Below are 18,231 nucleotides of genomic sequence, written 5' to 3' on the forward strand. Positions count from 1 at the left end.
CTCCTCAGTTCGCGATGGCCGGGCCTCAGGCGGCCTTCTTCAGTTGCTTGTCCTGCGGCGCGAGCACGGCGAAGACATCGTCTTCGCGCATGACCAGCAGTTCTTCGCCGTCGACCTTCACGGTCTGGCCGGCGTACTTGCCGAAAAGGATGCGGTCGCCCACCTTGAGTTCGGGCTCGCGCAGGGAGCCGTCGGCGTTGCGCTTGCCTTGCCCGACGGCTAGGACTTCGCCTTGCTCGGGCTTTTCGGCGGCCGAATCGGGAATGACGATCCCGGACGCCGTCTGGCGTTGTTGTTCGATTCGCTTGACGACAATCCGGTCGTAGAGGGGACGGATCTTCATGACTCTATCTCCTGAAGTCTTGATCATCAAAAAGTGAACGCCGGCGCATCGCCACGGCATCGCGCCGTCATGCGCCGGGCATCCGCGATCGGGATGCGCAAAAAATCTATGGGCGCGCCAAAAGCGCTTCAAGAGTCAAAAATGATTCAAAATGCAACTTAAAGAATCAAAAATCCATCCCCACGCCCGAGCCGGTAAAGCACCTTGCGGCGCAGTTCGCGGCCGTCCGGTTGCAGCGGTACCGGGCAGGGCAGGGTGCGTCCGCCGTCGGCGTCCAGCGTGCTGTCGTCGCCGTCCAGCTGGCGCCACAGTCCCCCCTTGCGCGGCCTGAACAGCCAACGCACGTAGCCCTTGCGCGCGGCCAGTGCGATCAGGTCCCGTTGGTCCGGGGCTTCCACCACGACCGGGTCGTCCGCAGGCGGCAGGTCGGAATAATCGGCGAAGGCGCGGTGGCCGGCCACGGCTTCCGCGACCGGCGCGTTCAGGCGCCACCAGGGGGGGCGCGCCACGCGCTCGACGTCCCAGGCCCCGAGCGCCCATCCGGCGTCGATGATCGCGCGGTCGAGCACGGCAAACTCGTGCCAGCGCAGGTTGAGCTGCACCGCCGAACCGGCGACGGCGCGCAGTCCGCCTTCGGCCATGCCATCACGGTGAAAGCCATGCCAGTGAAGCGTGAGAATCAGCGGCGTGTCGGCCTTGCGGATGGCGCTGGCCGTCACGGCGTATAGCGGCATTCGCAGGGCCGCGGTGTGCGAAGCGATCGTTTCGATGATATCCATGCGTGCGACTCCAACGACGGGCCTGCCCGGCAGGCCACGGTAACGATTTCGCTGAAGCAAATTTATCGCTTCGCGTGGCGATGCTCAAGATCGCGGCCGCGCCGCGTCGATACGGCGGCGGCGACAGTACCGGCACGGTCAGCGACAAGGGCGCGGCGGCCCGCATGGCTCTGTCCAGGCACCTAAGGGCGCTGGATGTCGTGTCGATGAAATGAGGCGCGCCATGCGGATTCGACAAACCGAAAGAAAGGTCCCATGGACGTAACTTTGAGCGGCAGGATGGGCGGTCCCGAGACCGGCGTGCCTTTCATGGCCGCTGTCGTCATGGATCGCCGGCGCCTGAAGGCCGCGCTGGCGCCGCTGCAATTGGCTGGCCTGGCCGCGCTGGACATCACGCTGCATGTGGGCGGCAGCATCAGCGACCACATCGCGCAGGCCCCGCGGGCGCGGCATCGCTGGACCTGGCCGCGCTGCGCCAGGCCATCAGTGCCACGGTGTGGCGCCAGGGCGGTGGCGCGGACGGGAGCGCTCAGAGGCTCGCCGGCGCTCCGGTATAGTGCGCAGATTCGACTCTTGCGGCTGATAATCCCGATGCGCTTGCCTGCCCCTTGTCTTCGTCGTTTCCGCCCTGCCGTACTGGCCCTGGCCGTCCTTTCAATTGCCATGCTGGACGTCCATGCCGCCCAGCGCACCGTCTACAAGGGCACGTTGCAAGGCGCCGGCGAAGTGGTGCTGGAACTGGACGACGCGGCTGGCGCCGACGGGGTCGTGAGCGGTCGCTACTTCTATCCCCGGAGCGGCGTCGACATTCCCTTGCGCGGCACGGGCGATCTTCTGTACGAGCCCAAGCCCCGTCCGGCGCGGCCGCCCGCCTCGGACCAGGCCACGATCGACGCGGCCGACCGCGCGGCAAGCTGGCAGGGCGCGCGCGATGCCAAGGGCTATCGCGGTCAGTGGACCGACACGCGCACCGGCAAGCAACGCCGCTTCGACCTGCAACGAGTGGCCGCTTACGACACCGATCAACTCGAACGCGACCGCGCCCAGGCGCGCGCCGCGCAGACCGATCTGGGCGACATCGACCTCAAGGCCGGCATCGACGCCACCCGCGCGCCCTATGAAACGCTGAAGCTGGCCGGTCACGCCAAGCCCGTGGGCAAGGATGTCGGCGCGGGCGCGGTGGCCTACCGCATGTGGGTGGATCCGCGCACCCGGTTCGGCTACCCGCGGCTCAGCCGTCATCCCGATGCACAGGTCATGCGGCGCGTCAATGACCTGCTGGAACAGCGCCACTGGCGCAAGAGCCTGGGCGCGCTGGAATGCATGGCGTCCGCCTATACCAGCACGAATCCCGGCGCGGGCACCCTGGGGGGCTTCGACGAGGAAGACGTCAACGTCACGTGGCTGTCGCGCGCGCTGATGACCGTGACCGAAGCAGGCAGCCTGGATTGCGGCGGGGCACATCCGTTCAATCATTTCGAACCGTATACCTTCGACCTGCTGCGTGGCGAATACCTGGACTGGAACCGCGTGTTCGACGCCTACGCACCGGGCAAACACACCTTCGGCCGTGAACCCAGCGCCGCGCTGTCGAGGTTGGTGGAGCAGGTGGTCAAGGCCGGTCCATCAGGGAGCCAGGCCGAGCAGCATCCCAGCCTCGAAGATTGCGCCGACCTCTGGCCGCAATACCTGGCCCTGGGCGCCACCTCGCCGGGCGCGTTGAGCCTGGCGGTGTCCGGCGTGGGCCACGCCTCGGGCGCCTGCCTGGGCACGCACGGCCGCGTGCCGTTCCAGGCGTTGCGGCCGTACCTCAAGCCGGGTGGCCAGGCGTATCTGGCGATTGACTGAGCGGGCGCGGCGTCGCTGCGGTGGCGCGGCTTGCACGCACGGGGGCTCAAACGGATTAACGGCGTGTCATCGTTGACGGTGCGATGCCCGGCGCACAGGATGAGTCCTTGCCGTTCTGGATATGGCGAGCAGACCGCAGGATATGAGCATGCCCTGCTATAAGCGGCATGCGGTGAAAGGGGAATCCTCGGCCTGCATTGCCTGCATCAGCCATTTGCAAAGCGGCGCCGATGTGCCGGTGCGGCAATGGGGTGAGGCGCCGGCTTTTCTTCGCTGCGCGTTCGGGTCCGCGCCAATGACGCCTCAATCCTCCTGCAGCAGCGCCAACACGTTCTGCGCCAGCTGGTTGGCCTGCGTCAGCGCCACCTTGCTGGCCTGTTGCAGGATTTGCTGCCGCGTCAGGTTGGACGTTTCGACGGCGAAGTCCGCGTCTTCGATGCGGCCACGCGCCTGGATGAGGATATCGGCGGTGTGGGTCAGGTTGGTGATGACCGAGCCCAGGCGGTTCTGCACCGCGCCCAGCTCGCCACGCAGGCTGTCCACCTGTGCCAGCGCGTGGGCCACGCGCTTCATGGGGGCGACCTTGACGTTGACGGTCGGGGGCGCGTCCTTGGGCTTGAAGGACACCTCGCCGCTGGGCGCAATGCTGATGTCGTAGAAGTTGCCGTCGCTGCCGCTGATGACATATTCGCCATTCGCCTGGCCGCTGGCGTTCATCAGGTAGTGGACCTTGGTGTCGGCGTCGAACAGGGGGCGGCCGTCTTCGGCGGTGGGGACGGGCGCGAGGCTGCGCCGGAAATCCAACAGCCGGATGGGCGTGTCTTTCTGGACGACATCGGCCGTGGGCGCAAGGGCGGGAGGCGGCGCCGCCGGCGGCGGCGCGGGCGGTGCCGCCGGCGCGGCCGGAACCGTGATGGCCGTGCCGGCAAAATGGGCCGTTGCGGTGGCCAGCGCCGCCTGTTCGGCCGGACTCAGTTTCGCGAGATCGATGGCGGGCAGCGCGGCGAGGTCGATATCGAGCACGCCGCCGGTGGGCAAGGGCAGCGGGTCCAGACGGTAGTTGGTGACGCTGAGGGGCGCGATGGCGCCATGCTCTTGCACGATATAACGCGGCGCGCCATTGAAATCGTAGCGGAACACGTGCGCGTTGAGCCCGGTCAAGACGGTGGCGCCGATCCGGATGTGCAGCGTGGCGGTGGTGGTCGCCGGGGGCGCCGCCACGGGCGGCAAGGCGCCCACGGGCGGTGGCGCGGCGACCGGCGGCGCGGGCTCGGCGTGGGCGCTGATGACCGTCTTGTCGGTGCTGGCGCCCAGGCGGGGATCGTGCACCACGTCGAGCCGGTCCAGGTTCAGGGTCTGGGTGTCGATGCGCCGGGTCTTGATGTCGATGGTGTCGCCGTCATGCGCACCCGTCTGGATCGTCAGGTCGGCGTCCTGGGACAGGGCCTCCAGCTGGTTGAACCGGGTCTGGTGGGAAATGCGTTCGATCTCGCCCAGTTGCTGGTCGATCTCGGCCTGGATGGCCTGCAGATCGCCGGGGGAATTGCTGCCATTCTGCGCCTGTACGGCGAGTTCGCGGATGCGTTGCGGGCTATGGCCCATTTCGCCCAGCGCGCCTTCGATGGTTTGCGCCAGCGAGATGCCGTCATTGGCGTTGCGCGCCGCCTGGTGCTGTCCGCGAATGTGGGCGGTGAAGTGGCTGGCGACGGCGTTGCCGGCGGCATCGTCGGCTGCGTGATTGATGCGCAGCCCGGAGGACAGGCGTTCCAGCGCCACGCCCTGCGCCGATTCCGATTTGGCCAGTTGGCTTCGTGCCCGCAATGACAGGGTCTGGGTTCTGATCGAGGGCATGCGCGACTCCAATGCAAGACGGAAATGCTAGTCATGGACTGGCCGGCCGTCTCGGTTAACGCCTGAATCCCGGATTGATCCGAGGGCGCCTCGCATGGCCCTGGGAAGCGGGCCGGCGTTGCGGCGCCGCGTCCCGCGCCGTTTCGGTCAGACGGGTCCGCGCCGCGCGTCAGGCCGCGCCGGACACCGCTTGCGCTTTGAACCAGCGCCGCAGGTCGTTCACGCGATCGGGGGCGTCGGCCCGGGCATAGAGGCTGAACCGGCCGCCCGTTTCCCGGAATCCCAGCGGCGCGGCCAGCCGGCCCGCGCGGATGTCCGCCTGTACGAGCTCGCGGGGCGCGATGCCGATGCCCAGGCCCGCCGCCGCGGCTTCGAGCATGTGGCCCAGCTGATCGAACCGGCGCCCCGGCTGGAGCGGGTCCAGCGTTACGCCGCAGGCCTGCGCCCAGTGGTCCCAGGCAGCGGGACGCGAGGCGGTATGCAGCAGCGGCGCCTCCAGCACATTGGCCGGTTCGCGGATGCGCCGCGCAAGGTCCGGCGTGCAGACCGGCCCGATGGCTTCCAGGAACAGCGGCAGCGCCTCGATGGCGGGCGACTGGTGGGTGTCGGCCACGATCAGCACATCGACGACGCGCCGCTCCAGCAGGGCAATATCGGTGGCGGTCTGCAGCCGCACCTGGATGCCAGGATGGTCGCGCTCGAAATGCTCCAGCCTGGGGATGATCCAGTTCGACAGCAGGCTGGCCGGCGCGCCCACCACCACATGGGGCAATGCCGGGCGGCCACGCAGTTCGGCCAGCCGCTGTTCGAGCATGTCGAACGCCGGCAGGCACGCGCGTTGCAGGTCCTGCCCGGCGGTGGTGAGCCGCACGCCTTCCGAATGACGCTCGAACAGTTTGCTGCCCAGCCAGCGCTCGAGCTGGCGGATCTGTTGGCTGACCGCGCTGTGCGACACGCCAAGCGCTTGCGCGGCGAGCGAAAGATTGAGGTGGCGGGAGGCGCTGTCGAAAAAGCGCAGGGCGTTCATCGAGGGCAGGTTTCGCATGCGATTGATATTAGAAAATCTAACATTAATGCGCAAGAAATCTATGATTTATTTCGCAGTTTTCCCTGGATAACATGGTTGCCACGTTCTCGAAGGGCTGAAACCATGTCTTTTACTTCACATCCAGAATTTCCCGATGCGTCGGGGCAGTTCGGCGGCTACGGCGGCCGTTACATGCCCGAGACCCTGGCCCCGGCGCTGGACGCGCTGGAACGCACTTATCGCGCCGCCCGGGAAGACCCCGGATTCTGGGCCGAGTACCGCGCCATGCTGGCCGACTACGTGGGGCGCCCCAGCCCGCTGCTGTATGCCGGGGCGATCAGCGATGAGTTGGGCGGCGCGCGCCTGTTTCTCAAGCGCGAAGACCTGAACCACACCGGCGCCCACAAGATCAACAATTGCCTGGGCCAGGCACTGCTGGCCCGGCGCATGGGCAAGCGCCGCATCATCGCCGAGACCGGCGCGGGCCAGCACGGGGTCGCCACGGCCACGGTGTGCGCGCTGTATGGCCTGGAATGCGTGGTCTACATGGGCGCCGTCGACGTGGCGCGCCAGGCTTCCAATGTGGCGCGCATCAAGACGCTGGGCGCCGAAGTGCGGCCGGTGCGCGATGGCAGCGCCACCTTGAAGGACGCGATGAATGCCGCCATCCGCGACTGGATCGCGCATCCGGACGATACCTATTACCTGCTGGGCACCGGCGCCGGTCCGCACCCCTATCCCTGGCTGGTGCGTGAATTGCAGAAAGTGATCGGCGAGGAGACCCGGGCGCAGATCGTCCAGAAGACAGGGCGGCTGCCGGACGCGATGGTGGCCTGCGTGGGCGGCGGCTCGAACGCCATCGGCTTCTTCCATCCCTTTCTGAACGACGCCGGCGTGCGGTTGTTCGGCGTCGAGGCGGGCGGACGCGGCACCCATACCGCCGAGCACGCAGCCAGCATTGGCGAGGGATCTCCGGGCGTCCTGCATGGCTGCCGCAGCTATTTCCTGCAGGATGCGGATGGCCAGATCCAGAACGCGCATTCGATCTCGGCGGGCCTGGATTACCCGGGCGTCGGGCCCGAGCACGCCTTGCTGCACGACACGGGCAGGGTGGTTTACGAGTCGGTCACCGACGCCGAGGCGGTCGATGCATTTCTTTGGTTGACGCGGCGCCAGGGCATCATTCCCGCGCTGGAAAGCGCGCATGCCCTGGCCTACGCCCGCAAACTCGCGCCACATATGGCGCGCGACCAGTCGCTGGTGGTCTGCCTGAGCGGACGCGGCGACAAGGACATGGACTCGGTGCTGCAATTCACAGGGGAAGCGCGATGAACCGTCTTGAACGAACCTTGGCCAGCCTGCGCAGCGCCGGCCGGGCGGGCCTGGCCGCCTATTTCACGGCGGGCGATCCTTGCTATGACGACTGCCTGGCCTTGTTGAAAGGACTGCCCGCGGCGGGCGCGGACGTGATCGAGCTGGGCATGCCGTTCAGCGATCCGATCGCCGACGGGCCGGTGCTGCAGCGGGCCAACGCGCGTGCGCTGAAGGCGGGGCAGACGTTGCGGCGCACGCTCGAACTGGTCGCCGCCTTCCGCGAGGACGACGCGCACACGCCGGTCGTGCTGATGGGCTACATGAATCCATTGATGCGCTACGAAGCGGCCAGCTTCATGGCCGACGCCGCCTGGGCCGGCGTCGATGGCCTGATCCTGGTGGACCTGTCGCCCGAGCACGCCGCCGGCATCGAACGGCTGGCGCGGCGGCACGGCATCGCCGTCATCAGGATGACCGCGCCGACCACGCCGGACGAACGCCTGGAGCGCGTGCTGGCCGGCGCCAGCGGGTTCATTTACCACGTCATGCTGGCGGGGACGACGGGCGCCGCGCTGCCGGCCGATGCCACCATTGCGGACGCGTTGGCGCGCGTCAGGGCCCGCACGCCATTGCCCATCGCGGCCGGTTTCGGCGTGCGTACCGCGGAGCAGGCGCGGGCGGTGGGCCGCCATGCGGACCTGGTCGCCGTGGGCACGCGGCTGGTCGAAACCCTGGCGGCCGGCGGGGTGGGCGCAGCGCTGGCGGAAGTGCGGACCTTGGCTGGCGCGGCGCGGACAGCGCGTTGAAGCGTGGCGATGACGTCCCGCGCGGCGGCGGCGCGGCGCGCGCTTGCGGCCGGCCGGGGTGGATAAAGCCGTTCACTGACTGATCCGTCGCGTGCGCCGCGACCCTATGCTGGTCCGTATTGCAGGAGGCGGACATCAAAGGGCGCATATTCTGCCTGGCCGTGGTGGCGGGCGCGGGGGCGGTGCAGGGCTTGGCGGCCCTGCCGGGCGTGGGGTTCTACATTGCGGCGGGCGTGGCCGGCACGCTGTTGCCGCTGGCCGCGCGCCGCTGGCCAGGGCGGGTGTCAGGGGTGGCGGCGGCGCTGGGGCTGGGCCTGCTGCTCGGCGCGTTCGATGCCGCGTGGCAGGCGCAGCGGCGGCTGGATGACGCGCTGGCCGACGTGCACCAGAATGCCGTGGCGCGGCTGGCGCTGCGCGTCGTAGAACTGCCCGACGACGACGAGCGCGGCGTGCGCTTCACCGCCGAGCAGGTGGGGCCGGCGCAGCCGGGAATTCCCCGACGCATTCTGGTCTCGTGGCTGGCGCCGCAAGGCGCGCCGGTGGGCGGGCGGCCGGGCGGACCGCAAAGCCTGCCCGCGCGGGTAACGCCGGGCGCGCCGCGCGTGATTCCCGGGCAGATATGGCGCATGGCGCTGGTGCTGCGCCGGCCGCACGCGCCGCTCAACCCGGACGCCCCGGATGGCGAGGCGCGCCTGTTCGCGCGCGGCCTGCGGGCCACCGGCACGGTGCGCGGGCAACCCCGTCTGCTGGACGACCGGCCATGGGCGTCGGCCGGCATTGCCATCGAACGGGCTCGCCACCGGGTGCGCGAGGGCATGCGGCGCGCGCTGGATGGCCACCGTTACGCGCCGGTGCTGATCGCCCTGGCGATCGGCGACCAGGCGGGCGTGGCGCGCGAAGACTGGGTCGTTTTCAATCGCGCCGGCATCACCCATCTGGTGTCGATCAGCGGCATGCACGTGACCTCGATCGCCGGCCTGGCGGCCTGGCTGCTGGCGGCCTGGTGGCGGCGCGCGCGCTGGCGCGGCATGGGCTTGGCCGAGTTCGTGCCGGCCCGCGTCGCGGGCGGCGCCGCGGCGGCCGTGGTCGGGTTGGCGTATTGCCTGCTGGCAGGTTGGGGCGTGCCGTCGCGGCGCACCTTCTTCATGTTGCTGCTGGTGCTGGCGGCCCTGGGGTCGCGCTTGCGAGTCTCGGCGGGACGGGTGCTGGCGTTCGCGGCCGCGGCAGTGGTGCTGCTGGATCCCTGGGCGCCGCTGGCGGCGGGTTTCTGGCTGTCGTTCGGCGCCGTGGCGATCCTGTTGCGCGTGGCGCAGGCGCCGCGCGACGCGCAGGCCGGCTGGCGCCAGCGCTGGGCCGCGGCGTTGGCGCAGGCCGCGCGCCTGCAGCTGACCGTCACGCTGGGGCTGACGCCGCTGCTGGCGTTCCTGGTGCACCAGGTGTCGCTGGGGTCGCCATTGGCCAACGCCGTGGCGATTCCCGCGGTGACCTTCCTGGTCACGCCCTTGGCGCTGTTGTGCGCGCTGTTGTCAGCGACGCCGGGCATGGCGGCGGTGGCCGCGCTGGCTGGCCAGGCGGGGGCGGGCGTGTTCGGCGCGGCCATGGTGGTGGTGGCGCGCGTGGCCCACGCCGATTGGGCGAGTTTCACGGTGGCGGCGGCGCCGTGGCCGTGGTTGGCGTGGGCGGTCGCGGGCATGACTTGGGCCTTGCAAGCGCCGGGTTGGCCGCTGCGCCGGTTGGGGTGGCTGTGCATGTTGCCACTGCTGTGCTGGCGGCCGGAGCGGCCCGAGCCGGGCTACTGGCGCATGAGCGCGATGGATATCGGCCAGGGCAGCGCGATCCTGGTGGAAACCGCCAGCCAGTCGCTGTTGTTCGATGCGGGGCCGCGTCATTTCGGCGGGGGCGACGCGGGCGAACGCGTGATCGGGCCGCAGTTGCTGGCGCGCGGCATCGGACGGCTCGACGTGCTGGTGCTGTCGCACGCGGACTTGGATCATGTGGGCGGTACCCGCTCGGTGCTGGCGGCGCTGCCGGTGGCGCGCAGCTATGCGTCGTTCGACCTGGCGGCATGGCTGCGCCGCGATGCCCGGCTGTGGCCCTCCGCCGTGCGCGATGTGCCGCCTGCGCAGATGCTGCGCTGCGAACGTGGCGATGGCTGGCGCATCGATGGCGTGACCTTCACGTTCCTGCATCCAGCGGCGGGTGCCGCCGATCCGGGCGGCGATCGTAACGCCAGCAGTTGCGTGCTGCGGGTGGAAGGAGCCGGCCATTCGCTGTTGCTGACCGGCGACATCGGCGTGGCGCAGGAGCGCGAGCTGGCGGCGCTGGGACTGCCCCCGACCGACATCGTGCTGGCGCCGCACCACGGATCGGGCGGGTCCTCAGGCCGCGAGCTGGTGATGGCATCGCGGGCCGGTCACGCGATCGCGCAATGCGGCTACCTCAACCGCTTCGGCCATCCGGCGCCGGCGGTGCAGCGGCGCTGGCTGCGTGCCGGCGCCGCGTTCTGGCGCAGTGACCGCGACGGCGCGGTGATGGCCGAGTCGCGCGCGGACGGGCTGCGGGTGTGGGCCCAGCGCGAGCGCGAGCGGCGTTATTGGCACGGGCGCTGAATGGGCCGGGGGGAGGCGGGCTGGCGCCCGGGCAGGGCGCGGCGCATCGTCGGTGTCACCGCGCTCGACGCCCCCACGCGTTCGACGCCCCGCAAGCGCCTCAGACAGCCGCTTCGCTCACGCCGCACCACTGCGCAATGAATAGCGCGATGGTCTTGGTGATCAGGCGCAGCGACTCCAGGTGCACGCGTTCGTCGAATCCATGGATATCGAGTGACTTCGGGCCGTACACCAGCGTCGGCATGTCGCCGTAGATCACGAACACGCGGGCATCCAGATAGCCAGGCGTGGTGAAGCTCTGCAGGTCGCTTTTGAAAGCCTGTTGGTGGCAGGCGCGCAGGGTGTTCTCGGCGGCGCTGCCTTCTTCCAGCACGTAGCCTTCGGCGTAGAAGCCGGTGTACGTGACTTGCGGCGGCGTGCCGCCCAGGCGCGGATCGGCGACCGCGTCGCGCAGGCAGGCGTCGATCTGCGCGCGGGCCTCGTCTGCGGTGGTGCCGGGATAGATCGCGGCGCGCACATCGAACTCGCACCAGGGCGGCACCGTCGACGGCCAGTCGCCGCCCTCGATCTTGCCGATGTTGAAGTTGATCGGATGATCCAGGTGCTCGAAATGGCGGTGGCAGTGATGTTCGGCGTTCCACTTGGCCTCGATGCGGCGCAGCGCTTCGATGGCCGCGTAGGCGGCATCGATGGCATTGAAGCCGTTGGCCATTTCGCGGGTGTGGGTAGGATGGCCCTGCACGCGGACCTTGAACCACAGCACGCCCACGTTGGCGCGCACCAGCATGTTCTCCTCGGGTTCCGGAATGATCACGGCATCGGCGCGGTAGCCGCGCAGCAGCGCCGCCAGGGCGCCGTTGCCGGTGCATTCCTCTTCGACCACCGACTGGAAATAGATCGGGGCGCCGGGCGCATAGCCGGCCGCGCGCACGGCATCGTAGGCATACAGGTTGGCGACCAGCCCGGCCTTCATGTCGGCCGCGCCGCGGCCGTACATCCAGCCGTCGATGATGGCCGGGTCCCAGGGCGAGCGGCTCCACATGTCGGCCGGTCCGGTCGGCACCACGTCGATGTGTCCGTTCAGGATGAGCGAGCGACCGGTCTGCTGCTCGGGACGATATGTGCCCACGACGTTGAAGGCGTTTTCGTACGACACGGTCACCGGACCGAAGCCGGGATGCGATTCGATGTCGCGGACGTCGATTTTCCAGCGGTCCATGGCAAAGCCGCGCCCGCGCATCGCCTCGAACAGAAAGTCCTGCGCGGTATGCTCCTGTTCGCGCAGCGATGGAAACCGCACCAGTTCCTGGGTGAAGGCCAGTTGCGCATCGAATTGCGCGTCGACCGCCTGCAGGATGCGGCAGGTCTGCTCCTCGGAAAGCGCCGGCGGGGTGGTGGAGGTGGCTTGCGTCATCGTGTTTCCTTGAGTGGTCGAATGCGGAATCAAGCGGCCGGCGCGTGCGCGGCGCGCGGCGTGTCCAGTGCCAGGCGGCGCTTGTGGCCCGCCAGTGCCCAGATGGAGACCAGCGTGATGGCCGACAGCGTCGAATAGAAGATCGCCAGCGGCAGCCACTGGCCGGGATAGTGATAGGTGAGCCAGGTGCCGATCAGCGGCGTCATGCCGCCGGCGACCGCGCCGCACAGCTGGTACGACAGCGAAATGCCGGAATAGCGCACGTGCACTGGGAACGCCGCGCTGATGTAGCCGGCCATGGCCGAGTAGATCGCGGCCATGAAGACCAGCACGATGGCGATGCCGGCAACGATGCTGTAGGACGTGCCTTGCGTGACCAGCATGAACATGGGGTAGGGCGCCAGCACCGAGCAGACCGCCGCGGTGATGAGCACGCGGGTTGGGCCCAGGATGTCGGCCAGCCAGGCCGCCAGCGGTTGCACGAAGAACTGGATGATGGCGACCACGAACAGGCAGTCCAGGATCAGCTTGCGGTCCAGGCCCATCGTCTGGGTGGTGTACGACAGCATGAAGGTGTTGGTGAAGTAGATGCCGCCGATCGCCACGGTGCACACGCCCATACACAGCAACACGGTGCGCCAGGCCGTGCGCAGCACTTCTTTGGCCGGGATCTCCGCGCGTTCCTGGCGTTCCAGCACTTGGGCGAAGTCGGGCGATTCGTTGACGCCGATGCGGATGAAGTAGCCGACCAGCAGCAGGAGCGCGCTGATCAGGAACGGCACGCGCCAGCCCCAGCTGACGAAGTCGGCCTCGTCCAGCGCGGTCAGCAGGCGGAAGGCCAGCAGCGACAGGATCAGGCCGGCCGGGCTGCCCAGTTGCGCGAACGAGGCCGCGAAGGTGCGGCGGCGTTGCGAGGCGTGTTCGCCCGCCATCAGCACCGCGCCGCCCCATTCGCCGCCGACCGCCAGGCCTTGCGCCAGGCGTAGCAACAGCAACAGGGCGGGCGCCCACAAGCCGGCACTGGCGTAACTGGGCAGCAGGCCGATGCCGACCGTGGCCAGGCCCATGATGACCAGGGTGGCCATCAGCGCCTTCTTGCGGCCGACCCGGTCGCCCAGGTGGCCGAAGACGACACCGCCAAGCGGACGCGCCAGGAAGCCGGCCGCGAAGGTGCCGAAAGAAGCCATGGTGCTGACGAACGGGTCGGCGGTGGGGAAGAACACCTTGCCGAACACCAGCGCGGCGGCGGTGGCGTAAATGTAGAAGTCATACCACTCGATGGTGGTGCCGACGAAGGCGGCTGTCGCGGCGCGCACGGGCTGGCGCGCCGCCGATGCAGGGGCGGAAGCGGTCATGGTTTTCCTCTTGGGGTGTTTTCGTTGTTCGAAGGCGTGTTTATCGCTCCCGCCTAGATATAACGTCAATTTATGATTTTTAATTTTTCACTTAAGTAGAATTGATGTTTTGGCAATTTCAGCGCAAGTCTCCGATGAAGAACACCCACCCCGACGTCCGCGGCGGCGACCGCCTGGACTGGAATCTGTTGCGCACCTTCCTGGTGATCGTGCAGGAGCGCAGCATCAGCGGCGCGGCCGCCAAGCTGCACCTGACGCAGTCGGCCGTCAGCCAGGCGCTCAAGCGGCTGGAGGAACAACTGGGCCGGCGCCTGGTGGAACGGCACAACCAGGCCTTCACCGTCACCAACGCTGGCGAGGAAGTGTGCCGCGCGGCCGAGGCCATCTACGGCAACGTGGCGCAGTTGCTGACCGATGTGTCGCAGACGGAGGTCGAGGCGACCGGCCGTATCCACCTGCTGGTGGCCAGCCGCATTCATTCGCAGGTCTATGACAACTTCTGGGCGCGGTTCCACCAGGCCTATCCGCGCATCGAGGTGCAGATGGACGTGCTGCCCAGCAGCGAGATCGTCACGCTGATGCAGCAGCGGGCGGCCACGGCGGGCATCGCGCTGTGCCGGCAGATGCCCAAGCGCCTGGAAAACAAGGTATTTCTGCAGCAGCGCTATGCGCTGTTCTGCGGCCGCAACCATGCGCTGTTCGGACGGCAGGACCTGCGCATCGAAGACCTGATGGGCGAGAACTTCGTGTCCTTTGCCAGCGATGCGCTGGGCGACAGCCTGTCGCCGTTGACGATCTTTCGTGACCAGCGCGGCTTTTCAGGGCGGGTGGTGGCGACGTCGACGCAGCATGACGAAGTCAAGCGCCTGCTCATCGCGGGCTTCGGCATCGGTTGCCTGCCCGAGCACAGCGTGCGGCGCGATCTGGCCGAGGGCCGGCTGTGGCGCCTGCCGCCCGGCGAAGGCGTTTGCTCGGTCGACCTGCACCTGCTGTGGCATCGCGATGCGCCACGTAGTCCCGCCGAAACCGCCTTCCTGACGCACTTTCGCGACTACATCGATGGGTTCACCATGGCCGAGCGGCTGGCGTCCGACAACGTGCCGCCACGTTGAAGCGCGCGGCCGACGGGCGGCGTGTCAGCGCGGCGCCAGCGCAATGCCGTCGCGTACCTGCCTGAACATCGCCAGGGCGGCCGGCATGGCGTCGCGCTGGGTGGCGCAGGCCATGCGGATGCGGCCCTGCGGCAACGGCAGCTCGGCGTAGTACTCCAGTGTGTCGGCGTGGCCGGGGCCGGCGCCGGGCGCGACCACGTAGTCGATGCCCTGGCGGCCGGCCAGCATGTAGTGGTCGTACAGCTCGATGCTCGCGCGGCGCTGGCGCTGCCGGCGCTCGGCGGCCTTGACCTGTGCCTGCCAGGTTGGCGCGGCGGGCGCCTTGGCGCTCCGTGCCAAGGGGGGCGCGGCCAGGAAGCCGACGCGGCACAGGTATTTGGCGTCTTGCGCCCGCGGTGGGAAGCCGTTGGGGCCGGAGATTTCGATCAAGGCGTCGAAGCGCCCGCGTTCCGGCGCGGGGCCGGCCCGCAAGGGCGACGGCACGGTGACGGCCAGGCCGCTGGCGGCGTCGGCGTAGCGGCGCCGCACGATGTCGACGGGCGGGCCCCGATCCTCCGCGCGGCCGCCCGCTGGTTCGGCTTGCTCCTGCTGGAATCGCAGCGGCAGGCTCAGCGTGGTCTTTTCGCCGGTCATGTCGGCGGGAAAGGCGGGCAGCGGCCCGGCGCGCTTGACCATCCGGGTGGCGGCAAGGTCGACCGCGTCGTCGCCGGACGAGCGATCGACGCTGATATGGGCAATGCTGCCGTCGCGCAGCACGATGATCTTCAGCGACAGGCTGATCGGGCCATCCAGCCGCCGGGCTTCGGGCGGGAACATGAAGCTGCTGATCATGTGCCGCTGCACGGCCCGGCTCCACTCGGCCTGGTTGGCGGGCGCGGCCGCGAACACGGGAGGCGCGGCGCAAGCCAAGGTGAGGGTCAGGCTACAGGCAAGCATGCGCCAACGCATACGCAGGTCTCCGGTCAGGGGCGGCGCCGGCGTGGCCGGCTGGATGTGAAAGCGAGCATACCCGCGTGGCGCGCTCGGCGGGGGCGAGGCCGGCGCGCATCCGCCCAGCCTAGCCAAACGCGGCCCGCACCGCATCGAATGCCGCCATCACCAACGGCTCCTCGCGCCGCGCCGCCAGCGTGATGAAGGCCAGCTCGGCCTGGATCGACAGGTCCGGCGCCAGCGCCAGGCCGTGGGCCTGCGATTCGCGCAGCGCGATCGAGTCGCGCGCCAGGGTCAGGCCGACGCCGGAGCGCACCAGGTCCAGCATCGAGGCCTCCTGGTCGACTTCGGCCACGGTGTTGGGCGTGACGCCCAGTTCGGCGAATTTCGCGGCGAGCAGGCGATGGTGGACCGAGTCGGGCGGCGTCCAGATCCAGGGCAGCGCGGCGATGTCGCGCCAGTCGCGCCCCGCCAACTGTGGCCCCCAGCCCTTGGGCGCCACCACGTAATAGGAAAAGCCCGCCAGCGGCAGTGCGTGCAGCGCCGGCTGGCCGCGGGCCATGTCGCGCGGGCCGAGGAAGAAGCCGACGTCCAGCTCGCCTGCGCGCACCTGGCGGCCGACCGAGCCGGACATGCCATGGCGCAGGGTGGGGCGGATCTTGGGATAGTGCTGCACCAGGTATTGCAGCGTGGCGCCCAGCCGCAGGAATTCAGGGTCGAGGATGGTGCCCAGGCGCAGTTCGCCCTGCACCGTGGTGCGCAGCGCGCCGATGGCGCGCTCGAAATCCTCCAGCGCGTCCAGCACGCGCTGGGCCGAGGGCAGCAGGGCGCGGCCATCGGCATTGGGCGCCAGGCCCTGGGCGGTGCGGGTGAACAGGGGCAGATCCAGGGCTTCCTGGAAGCTCTTGAGTTGCAGGCTGAGCGCGGGCTGGGTCAGGTGCAGGTGTTCGGCCGCGCGCGTCAGGTTGCCGACGCGCGCCACGGCGGCGAAGGTGCGGATGTGCTTGAGGTCCATGGCTCCGGTCCTGTCAGGGCGATACCCATTATTAAAGAGTCTTATAAAGCGCTTTTCAACAATTCATTGGACAGGGACGGCCGGCTGCGCGACAGTGGCGCAGCCCCTTGAGACTCGAAAAGAAGAAGCGCGAATGGAGACATACGACTACATCATCGTGGGCGCGGGGTCGGCTGGCTGCGTGCTGGCCAACCGCCTGAGCCGCGATCCGGCCACGCGCGTGCTGCTGCTGGAGGCGGGCGGCCGCGACAACTACCACTGGATCCACATCCCGGTGGGCTACCTGTACTGCATTGGCAATCCGCGCACCGACTGGATGTACTGCACGGGTCCGGAGCCGGGGTTGGGCGGGCGCTCGCTGATCTATCCGCGCGGCCGGGTGCTGGGCGGCTGCTCGTCGATCAACGGCATGATCTACATGCGGGGCCAGCGCCAGGATTATGACGAATGGGCCGAGATCGCCGGCGATCCGTCGTGGCGCTGGGACCAGGTGCTGCCGGTGTTCAAGCGCAGCGAAGACCACTATCGCGGGGGCGACGAATTTCACGGCGCGGGCGGCGAATGGCGGGTCGAGGCGCAGCGGCTGCGCTGGGACATCCTGGATGCTTTCGCCGAGGCAGCGGGGCAGGAGGGCATTCCGCGGGTACAGGACTTCAACCGGGGTGACAATTTCGGCGTCGGCTATTTCGACGTGAACCAGCGCCGCGGCTGGCGCTGGAACACCGCCAAGGCGTTCCTGCGGCCGGTGCGCCAACGGGCCAATCTGCAGGTGATGACGGGCGCGCACGCACAGCGCCTGCTGTTTGAGGGCACCCGCTGCGTTGGCGTGCAGGTGTTGCGGGCGGGGCAGTCCGTCAGCGTCCGCGCGGCGCGTGAGGTCGTGCTGGCAGCGGGCGCCGTCAACACGCCGCAGTTACTGGAGCTGTCGGGGGTCGGCGAGCCGGCGCGCCTGCGCGAAAGCGGCATTGCGCTGCATCATGCCTTGCCGGGCGTGGGCGAGAACCTGCAGGATCACCTGCAACTGCGCGTCATCCTGAAGGTGCGCGGCGTCAAGACGCTGAACCGTGTTGCCTCGACCTGGTGGGGCAAGGCCGGCATCGGGCTGGAGTACCTGCTGAACCGCAGCGGGCCGATGAGCATGGCGCCGTCGCAATTGGGGGCGTTCGCCAAGTCCGATCCGGGCCAGGCGCGCGCCAACCTGGAGTTCCATGTGCAACCTTTGTCGCTGGGCGCGTTCGGCGAGCCGCTGCACGGTTTCGATGCCTTCACCGCCAGCGTCTGCAACCTGCGGCCGGTGTCGCGCGGCAGCGTGCACGCGCAAGGCGCGGACGGCGCGCTGCCGCCGGTGATCACGCCGAACTACCTGAAGGAAGCGCAGGACCTGAAGGTGGCGGCTGACGCCATCCGCCTGGTGCGGCGCATCAGCGCGGCGCCGGCCTTGCAGCGTTACCAGCCCGAGGAGTGGCTGCCGGGCCCGGCCTACCAGAGCGAGGCCGAGCTGCGCGAGGCGGCCGGCAAGATCGGCACCACCATCTTCCATCCGGTCGGCACCTGCGCCATGGGCCGGCGTGCCGATGACGGCGCGGTGGTGGATGCGCGGCTGCGCGTGCACGGCCTGCAAGGCCTGCGCGTGGCCGATGCGTCGATCATGCCGACGATCACGTCGGGCAACACGAATTCGCCGACCATCATGATCGCGGAGCGGGCGGCGCAGATGATCCTGGAGGACGCGGTGGGCGTCGGCGTCGAGCTGCGGGCCGCCGAATGGGTGACGTGACCGGGAGGGGACGCGTCCATGGTGATCCGGGTGGGGCGCGTTGGATGAGGA

At 69.0% G+C, this 18,231-nt stretch carries 15 protein-coding genes; 7 read left to right on the plus strand and 8 right to left on the minus strand.

The window, feature by feature from the left end:
* Positions 1 to 25 precede the first annotated feature (25 nt).
* Positions 26 to 343: a co-chaperone GroES gene (locus K2W61_RS19425; RefSeq protein ID WP_175131511.1), complete on the minus strand. Its 318-nt coding sequence runs from the start codon at positions 341 to 343 to the stop codon at positions 26 to 28.
* A 158-nt stretch (positions 344 to 501) separates the two neighbouring features.
* The gene (locus K2W61_RS19430) at positions 502 to 1,122 is read right to left on the minus strand and encodes a diguanylate cyclase (RefSeq protein ID WP_236756355.1); all 621 of its coding nucleotides are present in this window, start codon (positions 1,120 to 1,122) and stop codon (positions 502 to 504) included.
* 2 nt (positions 1,123 to 1,124) lie between these two features.
* Here K2W61_RS19430 and K2W61_RS19435 point away from each other — a divergent pair, with 2 nt between their 5' ends.
* Complete coding sequence (locus K2W61_RS19435; RefSeq protein ID WP_236756356.1) at positions 1,125 to 1,337, plus strand: hypothetical protein; 213 nt, start codon at positions 1,125 to 1,127, stop codon at positions 1,335 to 1,337.
* A gap of 448 nt (positions 1,338 to 1,785) precedes the next feature.
* Positions 1,786 to 2,970, plus strand: a complete 1,185-nt coding sequence (locus K2W61_RS19440; protein ID WP_236756357.1) for a hypothetical protein — start codon at positions 1,786 to 1,788, stop codon at positions 2,968 to 2,970.
* 303 nt (positions 2,971 to 3,273) lie between these two features.
* On the opposite strand, the gene K2W61_RS19445 is transcribed toward K2W61_RS19440, so the two are convergent.
* Together K2W61_RS19445 and K2W61_RS19450 are read right to left on the minus strand one after the other, a co-directional pair.
* Entirely contained in the window at positions 3,274 to 4,821 is a 1,548-nt protein-coding gene (locus tag K2W61_RS19445; RefSeq protein WP_236756358.1) for a flagellin N-terminal helical domain-containing protein, read from the minus strand.
* A 169-nt stretch (positions 4,822 to 4,990) separates the two neighbouring features.
* The gene (locus K2W61_RS19450) at positions 4,991 to 5,866 is read right to left on the minus strand and encodes a LysR substrate-binding domain-containing protein (RefSeq protein ID WP_236756359.1); all 876 of its coding nucleotides are present in this window, start codon (positions 5,864 to 5,866) and stop codon (positions 4,991 to 4,993) included.
* Between the two features lie 105 nt (positions 5,867 to 5,971).
* Between K2W61_RS19450 and trpB the strand changes: the two genes are divergently transcribed.
* The 3 genes from trpB to K2W61_RS19465 all read left to right on the plus strand — a co-directional run bounded on the left by trpB (position 5,972) and on the right by K2W61_RS19465 (position 10,577).
* Complete coding sequence (trpB, locus tag K2W61_RS19455) at positions 5,972 to 7,180, plus strand: tryptophan synthase subunit beta (protein ID WP_175131507.1); 1,209 nt, start codon at positions 5,972 to 5,974, stop codon at positions 7,178 to 7,180.
* A complete protein-coding gene (trpA, locus tag K2W61_RS19460; protein ID WP_175140666.1) occupies positions 7,177 to 7,968 on the plus strand; it encodes a tryptophan synthase subunit alpha in 792 nt (263 codons plus the stop codon). The genes trpB and trpA overlap by 4 nt, the downstream gene beginning before the upstream one ends.
* A gap of 191 nt (positions 7,969 to 8,159) precedes the next feature.
* Positions 8,160 to 10,577, plus strand: coding sequence for a DNA internalization-related competence protein ComEC/Rec2 (locus K2W61_RS19465; RefSeq protein ID WP_419761652.1), 2,418 nt, complete (start codon positions 8,160 to 8,162; stop codon positions 10,575 to 10,577).
* 100 nt (positions 10,578 to 10,677) lie between these two features.
* Here K2W61_RS19465 and K2W61_RS19470 read toward each other — a convergent pair whose 3' ends face one another.
* Together K2W61_RS19470 and K2W61_RS19475 are read right to left on the minus strand one after the other, a co-directional pair.
* A complete protein-coding gene (locus tag K2W61_RS19470; protein ID WP_175140668.1) occupies positions 10,678 to 11,991 on the minus strand; it encodes an ArgE/DapE family deacylase in 1,314 nt (437 codons plus the stop codon).
* Positions 11,992 to 12,020: 29 nt separating this feature from the next.
* The gene (locus K2W61_RS19475; protein ID WP_059271325.1) at positions 12,021 to 13,346 is read right to left on the minus strand and encodes an MFS transporter; all 1,326 of its coding nucleotides are present in this window, start codon (positions 13,344 to 13,346) and stop codon (positions 12,021 to 12,023) included.
* Between the two features lie 134 nt (positions 13,347 to 13,480).
* On the opposite strand from K2W61_RS19475, the gene K2W61_RS19480 reads away from it, so the two are divergent.
* On the plus strand, positions 13,481 to 14,458 hold the full coding sequence (locus K2W61_RS19480) for a LysR family transcriptional regulator (protein ID WP_175131502.1): 978 nt from the start codon (positions 13,481 to 13,483) through the stop codon (positions 14,456 to 14,458).
* 24 nt (positions 14,459 to 14,482) lie between these two features.
* Here the strand turns inward: K2W61_RS19480 and K2W61_RS19485 are convergent, their stop codons facing one another.
* Both K2W61_RS19485 and K2W61_RS19490 read right to left on the minus strand, forming a co-directional pair.
* The gene (locus tag K2W61_RS19485) at positions 14,483 to 15,394 is read right to left on the minus strand and encodes an energy transducer TonB (RefSeq protein WP_236756361.1); all 912 of its coding nucleotides are present in this window, start codon (positions 15,392 to 15,394) and stop codon (positions 14,483 to 14,485) included.
* Positions 15,395 to 15,515: 121 nt separating this feature from the next.
* Positions 15,516 to 16,403, minus strand: coding sequence for a LysR family transcriptional regulator (locus K2W61_RS19490; RefSeq protein WP_175131500.1), 888 nt, complete (start codon positions 16,401 to 16,403; stop codon positions 15,516 to 15,518).
* A 133-nt stretch (positions 16,404 to 16,536) separates the two neighbouring features.
* Here K2W61_RS19490 and K2W61_RS19495 point away from each other — a divergent pair, with 133 nt between their 5' ends.
* Positions 16,537 to 18,180 carry a GMC family oxidoreductase gene (locus K2W61_RS19495; protein WP_236756362.1) on the plus strand — a complete coding sequence of 548 codons (1,644 nt, stop codon included), beginning with the start codon at positions 16,537 to 16,539 and terminating at the stop codon, positions 18,178 to 18,180.
* Positions 18,181 to 18,231 lie beyond the last annotated feature (51 nt).

Origin of the sequence: Achromobacter pulmonis, from assembly GCF_021733725.1 — a bacterium.
GTDB classification, from domain to species: domain Bacteria; phylum Pseudomonadota; class Gammaproteobacteria; order Burkholderiales; family Burkholderiaceae_B; genus Achromobacter; species Achromobacter pulmonis.

What these genes read in the sequence shown, in the direction of transcription:
- K2W61_RS19425 (WP_175131511.1), bottom strand. Translation starts at nt 343, where the DNA reads ATGAAGATCCGTCCCCTCTACGACCGGATTGTCGTCAAGCGAATCGAA.
- K2W61_RS19430 (WP_236756355.1), bottom strand. Translation starts at nt 1,122, where the DNA reads ATGGATATCATCGAAACGATCGCTTCGCACACCGCGGCCCTGCGAATG.
- K2W61_RS19440 (WP_236756357.1), top strand. Translation starts at nt 1,786, where the DNA reads ATGCTGGACGTCCATGCCGCCCAGCGCACCGTCTACAAGGGCACGTTG.
- K2W61_RS19445 (WP_236756358.1), bottom strand. Translation starts at nt 4,821, where the DNA reads ATGCCCTCGATCAGAACCCAGACCCTGTCATTGCGGGCACGAAGCCAA.
- K2W61_RS19450 (WP_236756359.1), bottom strand. Translation starts at nt 5,866, where the DNA reads ATGCGAAACCTGCCCTCGATGAACGCCCTGCGCTTTTTCGACAGCGCC.
- trpB (WP_175131507.1), top strand. Translation starts at nt 5,972, where the DNA reads ATGTCTTTTACTTCACATCCAGAATTTCCCGATGCGTCGGGGCAGTTC.
- trpA (WP_175140666.1), top strand. Translation starts at nt 7,177, where the DNA reads ATGAACCGTCTTGAACGAACCTTGGCCAGCCTGCGCAGCGCCGGCCGG.
- K2W61_RS19470 (WP_175140668.1), bottom strand. Translation starts at nt 11,991, where the DNA reads ATGACGCAAGCCACCTCCACCACCCCGCCGGCGCTTTCCGAGGAGCAG.
- K2W61_RS19475 (WP_059271325.1), bottom strand. Translation starts at nt 13,346, where the DNA reads ATGACCGCTTCCGCCCCTGCATCGGCGGCGCGCCAGCCCGTGCGCGCC.
- K2W61_RS19480 (WP_175131502.1), top strand. Translation starts at nt 13,481, where the DNA reads ATGAAGAACACCCACCCCGACGTCCGCGGCGGCGACCGCCTGGACTGG.
- K2W61_RS19485 (WP_236756361.1), bottom strand. Translation starts at nt 15,394, where the DNA reads ATGCTTGCCTGTAGCCTGACCCTCACCTTGGCTTGCGCCGCGCCTCCC.
- K2W61_RS19490 (WP_175131500.1), bottom strand. Translation starts at nt 16,403, where the DNA reads ATGGACCTCAAGCACATCCGCACCTTCGCCGCCGTGGCGCGCGTCGGC.
- K2W61_RS19495 (WP_236756362.1), top strand. Translation starts at nt 16,537, where the DNA reads ATGGAGACATACGACTACATCATCGTGGGCGCGGGGTCGGCTGGCTGC.